Origin of the sequence: Thalassospira sp. MCCC 1A01428 (assembly GCF_002115825.1) — a bacterium.
Taxonomy (GTDB): domain Bacteria; phylum Pseudomonadota; class Alphaproteobacteria; order Rhodospirillales; family Thalassospiraceae; genus Thalassospira.
On sequence record NZ_JFJZ01000032.1, the window covers coordinates 40,087 to 54,356 of the forward strand.

The 14,270-nt window shown below is 54.0% G+C and carries 15 protein-coding genes; 7 read left to right on the top strand and 8 right to left on the bottom strand.

Annotated features, from left to right (window positions below; genetic code table 11):
- Position 1: 1 nt before the first annotated feature.
- Entirely contained in the window at positions 2-328 is a 327-nt protein-coding gene (locus THS27_RS19420) for a helix-turn-helix domain-containing protein (protein WP_246833036.1), read from the bottom strand.
- Between the two features lie 179 nt (positions 329-507).
- Between THS27_RS19420 and THS27_RS19425 the strand changes: the two genes are divergently transcribed.
- Together THS27_RS19425 and THS27_RS19430 are read left to right on the top strand one after the other, a co-directional pair.
- Positions 508-879 (top strand): nuclear transport factor 2 family protein, encoded by a 372-nt coding sequence (locus THS27_RS19425; RefSeq protein WP_085593721.1) that lies wholly within the window; start codon positions 508-510, stop codon positions 877-879.
- Positions 879-1,673 carry an SDR family oxidoreductase gene (locus tag THS27_RS19430; RefSeq protein ID WP_085593722.1) on the top strand — a complete coding sequence of 265 codons (795 nt, stop codon included), beginning with the start codon at positions 879-881 and terminating at the stop codon, positions 1,671-1,673. Before THS27_RS19425 ends, THS27_RS19430 begins: the two co-directional genes overlap by 1 nt.
- Before the next feature lie 180 nt (positions 1,674-1,853).
- Here THS27_RS19430 and rnd read toward each other — a convergent pair whose 3' ends face one another.
- The 7 genes from rnd to THS27_RS19470 all read right to left on the bottom strand — a co-directional run bounded on the left by rnd (position 1,854) and on the right by THS27_RS19470 (position 9,283).
- A complete protein-coding gene (gene rnd, locus THS27_RS19435; RefSeq protein WP_085593723.1) occupies positions 1,854-3,089 on the bottom strand; it encodes a ribonuclease D in 1,236 nt (411 codons plus the stop codon).
- 75 nt (positions 3,090-3,164) lie between these two features.
- Positions 3,165-4,241, bottom strand: coding sequence for a succinylglutamate desuccinylase/aspartoacylase family protein (locus THS27_RS19440; protein WP_210402950.1), 1,077 nt, complete (start codon positions 4,239-4,241; stop codon positions 3,165-3,167).
- A gap of 4 nt (positions 4,242-4,245) precedes the next feature.
- The gene (rimK, locus tag THS27_RS19445; RefSeq protein WP_085593724.1) at positions 4,246-5,151 is read right to left on the bottom strand and encodes a 30S ribosomal protein S6--L-glutamate ligase; all 906 of its coding nucleotides are present in this window, start codon (positions 5,149-5,151) and stop codon (positions 4,246-4,248) included.
- A gap of 64 nt (positions 5,152-5,215) precedes the next feature.
- Positions 5,216-5,743, bottom strand: coding sequence for a RimK/LysX family protein (locus THS27_RS19450; protein WP_085593725.1), 528 nt, complete (start codon positions 5,741-5,743; stop codon positions 5,216-5,218).
- Between the two features lie 223 nt (positions 5,744-5,966).
- Positions 5,967-6,659 carry a DnaA ATPase domain-containing protein gene (locus THS27_RS19455; RefSeq protein WP_246833034.1) on the bottom strand — a complete coding sequence of 231 codons (693 nt, stop codon included), beginning with the start codon at positions 6,657-6,659 and terminating at the stop codon, positions 5,967-5,969.
- A 19-nt stretch (positions 6,660-6,678) separates the two neighbouring features.
- Positions 6,679-7,911, bottom strand: a complete 1,233-nt coding sequence (locus THS27_RS19460) for an AI-2E family transporter (RefSeq protein WP_085593727.1) — start codon at positions 7,909-7,911, stop codon at positions 6,679-6,681.
- A gap of 238 nt (positions 7,912-8,149) precedes the next feature.
- Positions 8,150-9,283 (bottom strand): DUF2066 domain-containing protein, encoded by a 1,134-nt coding sequence (locus THS27_RS19470; RefSeq protein ID WP_246833035.1) that lies wholly within the window; start codon positions 9,281-9,283, stop codon positions 8,150-8,152.
- Between the two features lie 294 nt (positions 9,284-9,577).
- On the opposite strand from THS27_RS19470, the gene purM reads away from it, so the two are divergent.
- From purM to THS27_RS19500, 5 genes are all read left to right on the top strand, one after another.
- On the top strand, positions 9,578-10,651 hold the full coding sequence (gene purM / locus THS27_RS19475) for a phosphoribosylformylglycinamidine cyclo-ligase (protein WP_085593729.1): 1,074 nt from the start codon (positions 9,578-9,580) through the stop codon (positions 10,649-10,651).
- Positions 10,639-11,313, top strand: coding sequence for a phosphoribosylglycinamide formyltransferase (gene purN, locus THS27_RS19480; protein ID WP_085593730.1), 675 nt, complete (start codon positions 10,639-10,641; stop codon positions 11,311-11,313). The genes purM and purN overlap by 13 nt, the downstream gene beginning before the upstream one ends.
- A gap of 218 nt (positions 11,314-11,531) precedes the next feature.
- A complete protein-coding gene (locus tag THS27_RS19490) occupies positions 11,532-11,717 on the top strand; it encodes an aa3-type cytochrome c oxidase subunit IV (protein WP_168184950.1) in 186 nt (61 codons plus the stop codon).
- 313 nt (positions 11,718-12,030) lie between these two features.
- Positions 12,031-12,165: an aa3-type cytochrome c oxidase subunit IV gene (locus tag THS27_RS26710; protein ID WP_139835666.1), complete on the top strand. Its 135-nt coding sequence runs from the start codon at positions 12,031-12,033 to the stop codon at positions 12,163-12,165.
- Between the two features lie 264 nt (positions 12,166-12,429).
- Positions 12,430-14,136 (top strand): methyl-accepting chemotaxis protein, encoded by a 1,707-nt coding sequence (locus THS27_RS19500; RefSeq protein ID WP_085593734.1) that lies wholly within the window; start codon positions 12,430-12,432, stop codon positions 14,134-14,136.
- Positions 14,137-14,270: the final 134 nt, after the last annotated feature.

A 14,270-nucleotide genomic window follows, 5' to 3' on the forward strand; every position in this document is an offset into this window, starting at 1 on the left:
TTTATACTGTCGACCCTACATTGGTTGCTGTCGGGGTGTCGTTTTGGTCTGATGCCGGATCTGTCGGGCGCAAATCGGCCCATTTCAACAGGGCATCAAGTACCGGGCACAGGCGCTGCCCCCAATCGGTCAGGCAATATTCCACCTTGGGCGGCACCTGATGATAAACAATACGTTTTACAATTCCGTCGGCTTCCATCTGGCGCAATTGCTGGATCAGCATCTTTTGCGAAATGCCGTCAATTGCACGCTCCAGCTCCGAGAATCGCTTTACCTGCCCGCCAAAAAGATGAAACAAAATCACCAGCTTCCAGCGTCCCTCAAGCATCTTCAAAATTTCTTCAACACCGGCTGCCGGTGTTTCCGCCCCAAAACCCCATTTCTTACTCACGGGTAAGTACCTTACTTTTTTGTCGGTTCTTGTGCTTTTCCCAGCATAGCGCCAGCTTGCAGGCATCACAACGACCGCGTGGCACCCCCGCGCATCACAGACAAAAAGGCATCCCCATGACAGTCCTTCTTCCCGCTGCCATCGCCGGATTTTTTGACCAATGCACGGCGCGCAACTTTGCCGGTGTTTGCACCTGTTTTAGCCCCGATGCCCATGTTTACGACGAAAAACAAAATATCAACGGCCATGCTGCCATCGAAAAATGGATTACACATGCCATTGGCAGCACCGACGCCGTTCACGTTGTCACCTCGGCCACAGCCCTGCCCGATACCCCCGCCGCAAACCGGCAATCCCTTGCCGATATCACCGATGGGCAGCTTCGCGTCACCGCCGATGTATCAGGTAATTTCAAAGGCTCGCCTGTCAATCTGACCTATCTGTTCACATTGCACGCCGGTAAAATTACAGCACTGGAAATTGGCTGATGCATAACATTCATTATCAAATCGACCCGACAGAATTTACCGGCAAACGGGTTCTGGTAACCGGCGGGACCAAAGGCATGGGACACGCCATGTTGCACCGCCTGCATAATGCCGGGGCAACTGTTGCCTGCACGGCCCGAAGCGCGCCCGAAAATCACCCGGGCCTGTTTATCAGCGCCGATGTTTCAACCGTTTCAGGCACCCGGGAAGTAATTGATACCATTATCGCGCAATGGGGCGGGCTGGATATTTTGATCAATAATGTCGGTGGCTCATCCGCACCTGGTGGCGGGGCACTTGGCCTGTCCGACGATGATTGGGAAAACACATTTAACACCAACCTGATGGCTGCCGTGCGCCTGGATCGCGGTTTTTTACCCGGCATGATTGCGCGCAAAAACGGTGTTATCCTGCATATATCCTCTATCCAGCGACGTTTACCTTTGTTTGAAGCCACACTGGCCTATGCCGCTGCCAAAGCCGCCCTTAGTACCTATAGCAAGGGGCTGGCGAAGGAAATGGGGCCCAAAGGCATTCGCATCAACACCCTGTCACCCGGCTTTATTGAAACCACCGCGGCCAGCGCCCTGATCGAACGGCTTGCCGGGCAACAAGGTAGCACCATTGATGCTGCCCGCAATGGCCTGATGCAGTCACTGGGCGGCATTCCCATTGGTCGCCCCGGCCGCCCCGATGAAGTTGCCGAACTTGCCGCATTTCTGGTGTCAGACCGGGCAATGTCAGTTCACGGCGCGGAATACACAATTGATGGCGGAACCGTGCCAACTGTTTAAATAGCGGGGCAATACAAGGCCCCTTCACCGAACGTTAGCCAGGCGCAACACGCCCAATGTGGCACATGGCACGTATGGCAATCACACCTGCCGCCCTTGTAAAACACCCAAATAACAAAACCCCGCCATTCAATTGTGAATTGGCGGGGTTTTAAATGTTTGCGCGCACACCGAACCGGCTCAGACGTCGGCGTCGACACCAATTTCCGCAACGGCTTCTGTTTTGGCATCCTGCCTGGGGGGCGTATCAGATGCCGTTTCAAGTTCAACCAGGGCAACTTCACCGTTTTCAAGCTTCAAGGCAATCTGCCCATGCTTCAGACGAAGGGCGTATTGGCCAAAAAGTTCGCGGCGCCAACCATGCAAGGCGGCAACATCGGCGTTATCGTCCGCAGCAATGTTTTGTAAATCATCGCTTGATGCGACCAAACGCTGCGCCACACCTTTTTCTTCACTGCACAGCTTTAACAATACCTTGAGCAATTCCACCGTCGGGCCAATACCGGCGGGCAATTCAGTACGAACCTTGGGCACGGGCCAGCTTTCCTGCGGCTCGGCAAGGGCGGCCTTTATCGCATCGATAATTGCCTGCCCCTGTTTGCTGGCACCAAAATTGCGGCCAACACCCCGGGTTTTATCAAGATCATTTTCGTTTTGCGGCTGACGGGCTGCAATATCAAGCAAGGTATCGTCGCGCAAAACCCGGTTACGCGGCAGGTTTTTGCGTTGGGCTTCGGTTTCGCGCCATTCGCCCAATGCCCTGGCAACTGCCAGAAATTTCGGGCTGTTGGACCGGGTTTTTAGCCGCAGCCATGCCTGTGCCGGGTCGATGGTATAAATGCCAGGGTCGGTCAGGCGTTCCATTTCTTCAAACAGCCACGGTGCGCGGTCATTGGCCGCCAGACGTTCGTGGAAGTTTTCATAAATGGTGCGCAAATGCGTCACATCCGAAATCGCATAGCTAAGCTGCTTTGACGATAACGGGCGGCGCGACCAATCGGTAAAACGCATCGACTTATCGATGTTTTTACGAGCAACCTTGTTCACCAGCGTTTCATAACCAACCTGGTCCCCATAGCCCAAAACCATGGCGGCAACCTGGGTATCAAACACCGGGTGCGGCACCTTGCCGTTTAGATGAACAAATATTTCAATATCCTGCCGGGCCGCGTGAAAAACCTTGATCACGCTTTCATCCTGCATCAGATCAAACAGGGGCGTTAAATCAATGCCATCGGCCAGCGGGTCAATCGCGGCACCGGTATCGGTAAATTCGGGGCTGCATACCTGAACCAGGCACAGTTGCGGCCAATAGGTCGAATCCCGCATAAATTCGGTATCGACCGTAACATAATCAAATTGCCGCAGCCTGTCGCACAGCACGCGAAGGTCTTCTGTTTTTGTAATCGTTTCCATGAACCCTGCTATAACATTGCCCGGCAAAGTTCGCCAGTGGCTTGCCCGTTATCATACGGAAAATGGTCAATGGACCTAGATAATTTCATCTTCATCAAGCAGCGGATCAGACTGAAGATGGGTTTCAATGGCATCAAGCCGTTCCTGCAATTCCGCCGGACGCTTGATCGATGCCACATGAAACAGCGCATCACCCTGATTAACAATCGGCAAATTGGTCCGCCCGATGATCAGGCCATCCTGCCGGGCCAGCACCTCGGTGTCAGTCTGGCCAAACGGGTCAGACACTGCGGCAACAACATCGCCTGCGCGCACAAAATCACCCGCCAGCTTAAACGTTCGCAACAACCCGCCAACCGGGGCGCGCAACCATTGGCTGCCCGATGATTTAAACGATGGCAAACGCGGCGCACGCACCGACCGTGCGGCCACCATGCCCAATTCACGCATCACACGTAAAACACCCGAAACCCCGGCCCGAATGGCCATTTCGTCAAAACGAAGCCCCTCGCCCGCTTCATAAAGCAGGATCGGCACGCCAATATCCTTGCCCGCCTGGCGCAAGGACCCTTCGCGCAAGGGTGATGTCAGGATAATCGGCGCACCAAACGATTCGGCATAGGACATGATATGATCATCGCCTTCATTCACCCGCACCTGGGGCAAATTCACGCGGTTCGCGGCAGCGGTGTGCAAATCAATCCCGAAATCGGACCGTTGGACAACTTCTTTCAAGAACAGATGGGCAAGCTGCCCGGCAAGCGAGCCATGGGCACTGCCCGGAAAGCAACGATTAAGATCGCGCCGGTCAGGCAGGTAACGGGTGTGATTTAAAAACCCAAATGCATTTACCACCGGCACCGCCAGCAATGTGCCGCGCAAATGGCGCAATACCGGCGATTTTAAAACCCGGCGAATAACCTCAACACCGACAATTTCGTCGCCATGCACAGCTGCACTGACAAAAAGGGTCGGCCCCGGTCGTTTGCCATGCACGACATTTACCGTCAAATTAACCGGGGTATGGTTCGATAAAAGTGAAATTGGAATATCAACAAGCTGACGGGTGCCGGGTGCGACTTTTTTGTTTCCAAGTTCAAAGTCGGAATTTTTCCGGCGCTGCTGCGCCACCGTTTCGTCGTATTCCAGCAACTTGTTATCCTTTGCCTTTTGTCTTTACCTTACCGGGCCGATAGTCGCGCTCCATGAATTCAATAATCATGGCGGCAATATCTTTTCCGGTTGCCCCTTCGATGCCTTCCAGCCCCGGCGAGGAATTTACTTCCATCACAACCGGCCCGTGGTTGGAACGCAAAATGTCCACACCGCACACATTAAGCCCCATTGCCTTGGCGGCTTCAACGGCTGTTGCACGTTCCTGCGGGGTAATACGTATGGACTTGGCCGATCCCCCCCGATGGATGTTGGATCGGAAATCACCCGGTGCGCCGGTTCGTTCCATGCTGGCAACCACTTTGCCGCCAACAACAAAACAGCGAATATCGGAATTACCCGCTTCCTTGATGAATTCCTGCACCATGATGTCAACATTGGCGCCGCGAAAGGCCTCGATCACGGATTTGGCCGACTTTTCGGTTTCACCCAAAACCACTCCAATGCCCTGGGTCCCTTCAAGCAACTTGATCACCACAGGCGCTCCGCCGACAATCGACAAAACCTCGTCCGTTTTGCGCGGGTCGTGGGCAAAGGCGGTAACCGGCAGGCCAATGCCCCGGCGCGCCAGAATTTGCAACGAACGCAATTTATCGCGCGACCGGCCAATGGCGACCGATTCATTGAGCGGATAAACGCCCATCATTTCAAACTGGCGCAACACCGCCAGACCAAAAAACGTCACCGACACACCAATACGCGGAATAACCGCGTCATAACCGCTCAGCTTTTCACCGCCATAATAAATTTCCGGTTTCATCGACGTGATGTTCATCGTCACCCGCAGGGTGTTGATCACATCAATCTGGTGGCCGCGTGCCTCGGCGGCCTCCACCAGCCGCTTGTGGGAGTACAGATTGGCGTTGCGTGCAAGCATCGCGATTTTCATAAAATGGACTCCCGTTAAAGCAAAACTATGTGGAACGCCAACAACACCGCAACACAGGCGAGCGTTATTCACCGACCGATTGTTCGGCCATATAAACGTGTTCCGGCTTTCCCGCCAGATAAGATTTTGCCGGTTGAACCAAAAATCTTCCGGCCTTGATCGCTGTGCGCCCCAGCAACATCGGAAAACCCATTAACGACCGGTTCGCCAGCGATATTTCCACCTTCACCCGATGGTGACCAACCGCAACATGGGTGGCAACAATATAGCGTTCATCCTGTTTGCCGTTGGAACTGCGAATGTGGCGAATAGCCAATAAAGGCGCCTGGCAGTTTACCCGACCATGCCCGTCACCGCGGTAATGGGGCAAGACAAATTTGACGAATTTTTTATGATCAATTTCAACAACTTCGATATGGGTCGCATGGATTGATGATGTCCGCGCCCCGGTATCAACCTTTGCCTTGATCAGGGGCACGCCAAAATCTGGCAACCCGATCCATTCCCGCCACCCTAACACATGACCACCCGCCACCAGGGCATCGGTTTGCGATTTAAGGGATTTTTTCACGACATTGCGTTTTTCGATCACACAACTGTTCCTGCCTGTTATTGGAATACCCTGTATAGCGCCAACAGTTTCAGCTACCTATTGCAAAACACAGAGTTTCTCCACTTTGGCATGGCAACCACGTAATACAAGGACGCGCTGTTTCGTCCCCATCCCTTGGTGACTGGTAAACGCCTGCGACACCACACGGTTCCAACAATGGATTATGCAGTTGTGCTTTTGCCCCCGGGCGACCATTGGCCGGCTATGGGTTATCTTCCATCACGGCACGCACCAGTGGCAGGGTAACGGCGCGCTTTTCGGCAAGGGCGCGGCGGTCAATTGCCGCGACAAGCTGGGTTAGGGCCGCAAAGGAACGCTCAATACGCGGCACGATATAGGCGACAATTTGCGGGGCCGGTGCAATCTGACGATCTGCAAACAGCTTTATCAGCAATCCCACCAGCAAATCATCATCGGGCGGGGATATTTCACACACCAGCGCCGCCCCCAGGCGGGAGCGCAAATCGGCCAGTTTTACATTCCAGCGCGAGGGCGGCTGTTGTGCTGTCAGCAACAAGTGCCCGTTGCGTTCTTTCAACATATTATACAGATGAAAACACACCGTTTCATCCAGGGCCATATCGGCATCTTCAATGACAAGCCCGGTATCTTCGCCCAGCAATTTATCAGGGTTAGCGCCGATCAGGTCCGCCCCGGCGACACTTGATGCCCCGGACAGCGCCCGCCACACCTCGGCCAGGTGGCTTTTCCCGGACCCGGCCGGGCCATACAAACACAGGGCCGGTACCGGCCAGGCTGGCCAACGGTCAATCCAGGCAACAGCTTCGCGGTTGCAATTGGTCACCATAAAATCCGCCCGTGCCAAGGCCGGGCGCATTTCCAGCGCCAGGGGCAATTGCTGCGGCATTACGGGTTCCATCGTCGGTGCAGTCATTGTTTGTGTTTCAATTTCATCATCCGCGGGGGTCTTCGGTCGTGTCATTTTTGGATGTATCGGGTGCAGATGCAGGCGGCGGCGTCTTGACGTGCGCATTCGTATCCGGCGATGCAGTGCCTTCCTGCCGGGTGGCAATAACGTTTACTTCGCCGTTCCCGTCAACGCCGGTTCCCGCCCCGGCGGCAATCGGATGTGGCGCATGATCATACAGGCGACTATCGAGATATTGCGCCAGGCCATATCGCACCAGCACACCAATCGCGGCAGCAACCGGCACCGCCAGCATCACCCCTAGCAACCCGAACACCGCGCCACCAGCCAACAGGGCAAACATCACCCAAACGGCATGCAGGCCAACTTTATCGCCAACCAGTTTCGGTGTCAGGAAGTTGCCTTCCATTAACTGGCCCAGCAAAAACACACCAACGACAAACACCACATCCAGCCCAAGGCCAAACTGGGCAATCGCCACCCCCAGCCCCACGGCAAAGCCAACCAGCATGCCAAAATAAGGGACAAACGACAAAATACCGGTCATCAGGCCAATCAGAAACCCGAATTCCAACCCTACCAGGGTTAGCCCGACGCCATAAAACAGGCCCAGCAACAAGCAGACCGTGGATTGCCCACGTACAAACCCGGCAAGGGTAAGATCAATATCGCGCGCGCATTGGCGAATATCGCCTGCCAGCCGGCGCGGCAACCAGCTATCAATCTTGGCAACAATTTTGTCCCAGTCGCGCAGCAGATAAAACGAAACCACCGGCGTGATGAAAACCAAACTCAGGAAATTCAACAACGCCAGGCTTCCTGTCAAAAGGTTGCCCAGAATGTTACCGGCCCATTTAATGGCATTGGCCGTTTGCCCCTTGATCGATTCGCCAACGCTATTAAGCGTCTCAGGGGCAATTTTATCGGCGATATGCTGAATATAAGGCCCCGCCTGCGTCCGCAAATCAGAAATATAACCCGGCAGGCGTTCCAGGAAACCGGCAAGCTGACTGCCGATAAGCGGCACGATCAACAGCAACACAAAAACAAGGAATAAAAAGAACAGCGCTGTGATAATCGCCGTTGCCACCGTGCGGCTAAGGCCGCGCGCCTCGAGTTTATCTGCCAGCGGATCAAGAAAATAGGCAATCGCCATTCCCGCGACAAACGGCAATAAAATACCGGAAAATAACCACACCAGAAAAAAGAACGCCCCAAGGGCAAAAAGCCAGAAACGCATCTGATCGCGGATCGTCATGTCAGTTTCCTGTCTTCCCTGCGACGTTCAATGGCAACAGCCACCCCTGTGCCCCCATTTGGCGGCGGCGATAGATATTTGCAGCACCATCATAACACAATGTTGCATCGCAAACAGACGGGCACACGTCCCATGGCCGTGCGCCCGTTAAATTTTCCCGGTCCAACCGGCACAACCGGACTGGTTGATGCTGCCTTATATCATTGCCGCATCAACAACAAAGCCAAATTGCCCCGGCTTAGGGATTGCCCATTAATTTAGCCAGCCGGTCACTGCCCGATGGCTCAACAAACCACAATTGGTCAATTTGCTGCAAATCAAGGTTTTGTTGTGCCAACGCAACACGGAACTGGTCCGGAGTCCCGGCAAATTCAACATCAACCTGCACTTCGCGCCGCGACATCGCCACGACCCGCATCAGTTTAATCACCGGCAGGTTCTCAAGGCGGCTTTCAATACCGGCCCAGTCATCCATGCTGGTAATTGGTACAAACAGCATTAATTCGCCGCTGGCGCTGTAATCAATCATACTGGCCTGCTTCCAGCTGCTTTCCAGCCGGGCACGCACGTCGGCGGCGGCCCGTTGCAGCATCGCCGAAACCGACTCGCCCTCAGCCTGACTTTCATGCACACCAAAAACCTGCGGCGCCCCGCCAGCATCATACCGCGTCACCGACACGTCCACTGCCTGGCCATTGCCACTGCCGCTCATGGTCGCATCCGCAACGGCAACATTGGCCCCGTAACGCTGGCCGATTTTGTCAATTGCCGCCTGGTCACCCCCTTGGGCCTGTTCCACCGAAACCGTACCGATATCGCCCAGATCCCCCACAGCAAGTGTTACAGGCACCAGTCCGCTATTGTTGCTTACCTGGTTCCAGGCATCGCGCCACGGGTTGGGGTCATCCCACAGGTTCGTGTATCCCTGATCAGAATATACCGGCAAAATCAGAACCTTGCGGGCCGTCGTTTCGGCAAAGGGCACATTGCGATTACGCAAGAATGCCCGCACCTGGTCGGCCTTAAAGCGCACCGTCATGTCGGCGATATAGCGCACCGACGAGGTTTTTTCGTTTGAGACGCCAAAATCACGCACCATATTGGTAATCGTACGTTGATCGGGTGTAGCAACACCTGCCCCACCGTCTGAAACCGTTAACCGGTTGATCAGGCGCGAAAATGCTGCACGCTGCCCGCTTGCCAACGCCACATCACGGGCTTTGGTTGCACTATCGGCGCGTTCATCCACATGAACGCCGCTAACAGTATACAAATCCTGCGCAACAGCAGGCGTTGCCGCCGCTGTAACCAGAACCAGAATTCCGGCGATCATTCCGGCCAGCAGATGAATTGGTTTTAATCGATCCAGCACGTTTGCCTCTTTGCCCGTTTTGTCATGGTTCAGGCCCCTGAAAATGGTTTGCCTGTGCCTTTTACCAGCGCGGCTTTACAAAGACCTTGTTGCATAGGTAACGCATGACGGAAAGAAAAGTCTCCCATGCACAGCAGATCATTGCATTCATCACGGGTTTGAGTATTTTCGGGCCAGCGGAATTTATCAAGTCCGCGTTTATCATCGCTACCATGTTATCACTGCCGGGGTGACGATGATAAACGCGGGCTTATCCGCTTTCCCTTTTAAATTCAGTGAGTGCGAGGATCGCCCATGACCGCCCGCAACGGCCTCACCTATAAGGACTCCGGCGTTGATATTGATGCCGGTAACGCCCTTGTCGATGCAATTAAACCATTGGCCAAGGCCACCAGCCGTTCCGGTGTTTCCGGCGGACTGGGTGGATTCGGCGCACTTTTCGACCTTAAAGCCGCAGGTTACAACGACCCGGTGCTGGTTTCGTGCACCGATGGCGTCGGCACCAAGCTGAAAGTCGCCTTTCTCGCCGACAAGCACGATACCGTTGGTATTGACCTGGTTGCCATGAGCGTGAACGACCTTGTTGTTCAGGGTGCCGAGCCACTGTTGTTCCTGGATTATTTCGCCACCGGCAAACTGGCGGTCGATAAAGCAACCGATGTGGTTGCCGGTATCGCCGAAGGTTGCAAGCAGGCCGGTTGTGCATTGATCGGTGGCGAAACCGCCGAAATGCCGGGCATGTATGCCGATGGCGAATATGATCTGGCCGGTTTTGCCGTGGGTGCGGCTGAACGCGGCGACCTGCTTGATGGCAGCAACGTTGCCGAAGGCGATGTTATTTTGGGCCTGGCATCCAGTGGTGTGCATTCCAACGGTTATTCGCTGGTCCGCAAGGTTGTTGAAAAAGCAGGCCTTGCCTATGACGATGACGCCCCGTTTGCACCGGGCACAAAGGTTGGCGAAGCCTTGCTTGAACCGACCAGAATTTACGTCAAAAGCTGCCTTGCCGCCCATAAGGCCGGTTATGTAAAGGCCTTTGCCCATATTACCGGCGGCGGCCTGACCGAAAATGTCCCGCGTGTTCTGCCCGAAAATGCGACCGCCGTTTTCGATGCCGATTGCTGGGATTTCCTGCCGATTTTCAAGTGGCTGGCCAAAGAAGGCGGCATTCCGTCAGTTGAAATGGCCCGCACCTTTAACTGCGGCATCGGCATGTGCGTTGTCGTTCCGGCAGACAAAGCCGACGAAGCCGAGGCCCTTTTTCGCGAACATGGCGAAACCATCAGCCAGATTGGCACCATCGGCCCGCGCGCAGGCGATGGCCCCCAGGTGATCATTAAAAACATGGGCCGGGCATGGGAAAAGTAAACCGGCTGAAACTGGCGGTTCTGGTTTCGGGCAGCGGCAGCAATTTGCAGGCTATCATTGATGCCTGCAATAGCGCCGATTATCCGGCGGAAATTGTGCTGGTTTTTTCCAACCAGCCCGATGCCAAAGGGTTGGACCGTGCCCGTAACGCCGGGATCGAGGCCAAAAGCCTGGCCCATAAGGGTTATCCCGGCGGACGCGAGGCCTATGACCATGCGGTAAGCGAACTGATTGCGCAAAGCGGGGCGGACCTTGTGGTGCTGGCCGGGTATTTGCGCCTGGTCAGCGAAAGTTTCGTTAAACGCTGGGAAGGACGGCTGATCAATATTCATCCGTCCCTGCTGCCATCGTTTAAGGGCCTTCATGCCCACGAACAAACCATTGCCGCCGGGGTTAAATATTCCGGCTGCACGGTGCATTTTGTCGTGCCCGAAATGGATGCCGGGCCGATTATTGCCCAAGCCGTTGTCCCGGTATTGGCCGATGACGACGCCCACAGCCTTGGCCAGCGCATTTTGCGCCAGGAACACCGGATTTACCCGCAAGTGATCCGCTGGGTTGCGGAAAACCGGGTGGTTGTTGGCGATGATGGCCGGGTTACCGTTCGCGATTCGCACAGCCCGGATTTTGCCCAAATCAACCCGGTCACCCGACAGGGATGAAAGCACCGCTGGCGTCAATGGTGGTGCCAGCTTTGATTTATGTCTGCTACCGAACCCAATTCAACCATCGCGTTTTACGCAAATGGTTGAATTGGGCGATAAAAACCCGTCTTGCACGCGATGCAGCAGCCGTTTATAACAAGAAAGACTCCAGAACAATCTGCCACCGAATTTTAGTTGGGGGTTTTTCGGTTTCGCCATGATGCATGAATTACATTATGGCAGTTTGGTGCCACATTGTTCTGGCCGTGCCCTTTTATAAAATGGAGGCCCCTGTGCAGGGAAACGATTACGAACTGACCAACACCCACAAAGACATCTATGCCGGTTATACCCGCTTTGTAAAATATTCGACCGGCAGCGTCATTGCTCTTGTGGTTTTGATGGCACTTTTTTTACTGTAATTTCAGTCAATTAATCATATTGGCTTTTTGTGCTGTGCTTCACGCACGCCTGAAACTAATTCAAACCGCCCATATTATCGGGCGGTTTTTTTATGTCCGAAATCACCAGCTTTCGTCAGGCAACAAGGCCCGGGAAACATCATTTCTCATGCCGGAAAACTTCAATATTTGCATTAAATCCAAAGATTTTCTCGCCATTAAATAGTTACATTCCCGGCACAAATTCACCCCGCTGGTGTTGCTTAATAAAACCATCAAAAACCGGTTACATCCAAAGTAACCAACTGCGACACCATTCTTTACGGAGGATGACATGCAAGGTAGCGGATACGACCCTAATCTGGTTCAGGAACACGAAAAGACCTGGCACAACTTTGTCTGGTTTCTTTTTACCAACGTGCTGGCGGCAGCAGCAACGTTACTGCTTCTGATGATTTTTTTCCTGTAGCCGGAAACACCCCGGGAAATATACATGATATATCGATTACAGGTTCGGGCGGGTGCCCCTTACCACCCGCCCGAACCTGTTTTTAAGCATCCACAGATCTGAAATATCGGGATCAAAAGCACATTTGCGGCAAATATTTTGCGATAAAAATATATTTCAAAGCCTGTTTATGCCCTTAAATGGTGCAATTGAAAATTTCGGTCATTGAACAGCGGGCCGGCCCCCCAATGTATAGAAACACATTCGCATTCGGGGACCGTCACAATGCCATTCAACAAAAATATCAGCCAGCGCCTGTTGTTTGCCTTTATTATTATGGCGGTCATCACCGCAGTTACCGGCAGCGCCGGGGTAATTTTCACCCTTGGCATGGGCAAGGAAGCCGACAAGGTGGCGGTCGAACTGGCACCGCTTGGTGATGCGGCAATGGAAATCAAGCTGACGGCAACCCGTGCCCACCTTGTTTTCGAAGAAATAATGTCAGGCGACGGCAGCGAGGATATCCAGGAAGTATGGGACCTGCTGGCGGAATGTGCATGGTATGTCGATGCCATCATTTCGGGCGGACAAAATGACGAAGGCACCTTTGTCGCCAGCCAAAACGCCGGTGTGCAAAACAAGATGATCGAAGTAAAATCATCTGTTGCCGAATTTACCGCCAGTGCCCATCAACGATACGATGCCAAACAGCAACAGGGTAACAGCACCAATCTTACCGCTGGCAGCAGTGCCGATGAAAAATTCGATACTTCGTTTGACCATTTCATTGAACTGGCCGACGAAGCCGAAGAATTGATCCATGATGACATGGATGCCGGGGTCGAGAATTTGCACGACCGTGTTCAAATATCTGTCCTGACGATGATTGTGATTACCATAGCCGGCTTTGTGGTTGCTGCCCTGTTTTCGATCCATGCGCGCAAAAACATTTCCCGGCGGATTGATCAATTATCAAGCGACATGAAAACCCTGGCGGCGGGGAACGCAAACACCCCCATCCCCTACACCGATGACATTGACGAAATTGGCGACATGGCCCGGTCTGTTCAGGTTTTTCAACGCAACATGGAACACACAGAACAACTGTCGCAGGAAAAAACCAAAAACCAGGAACAGCTTAATCGCGCCAATGAAAAACGTAACGATGCCATCAGCCAGTTCGATCGCGAAATTGCCACCGTGGTTTCCAGTGTTTCAGCCGCCGCCAGCAAAATAGACCAGACATCCGGCGCGCTGACCCAAAATGGCAAGGCAAACATGGCAATGGCCGAAGAGGTCAATCATGCATCGTCAAATGCCAATGGCAGCGTTGAAACCGTTGCCGCCGCCGCCGAGGAACTGACCCATTCCATTCGCGACATTACCCAGCAGGCCAATACATCATCCGAAATTGCCCGACAGGCTGTGTCACAGGCAGATCACACCAACCAGCTGGTTGCCGGGCTGGCCAATTCGGCTGCACATATTGGCGAGGTTCTGGGCCTAATTTCCGATATCGCCAATCAAACCAACCTATTGGCGCTAAACGCCACCATCGAGGCCGCCCGGGCGGGCGATGCGGGCAAGGGATTTGCCGTTGTTGCATCCGAGGTGAAAAACCTGGCCACCCAAACCGCCCGCGCAACCGAGGAAATCAGCAAACAGATTGGCGATATTCAAACGGCCACGCGGGAATCCGTTACCGCGATCGAGGAAATTTCGCGGATCATTTCCAACATGGACGATATTTCGTCCTCTATCGCCACCGCCATGAGCCAGCAGGCCGATGCCACCCGCGACATTGCCCAAAATGTGCAAAACGCATCTGATGGCACTTATCAGGCCGCACAAAAGGCCGGCACAATCAAAACTGCGGTTTCCGAAAGCCAGCTTACCGCAAGCGAACTCGCAGCCGCCGCACATCAACTAACCGCCAGCGCTCAGTCGCTACGGGCATCGGTCGACGGTTTCTTTGGCAAGGTTCGTAATTAACGCCCACAGGCTCGATCCCGCTGCTCCGGTCGGTTAACGCACCTGCCACCATCCCCTGGCACATAATCAGCAGGGCACCAGGTACAGACCGTAATGACGACAGACAACAAAAAACGCCCCGTACACAAGGTACG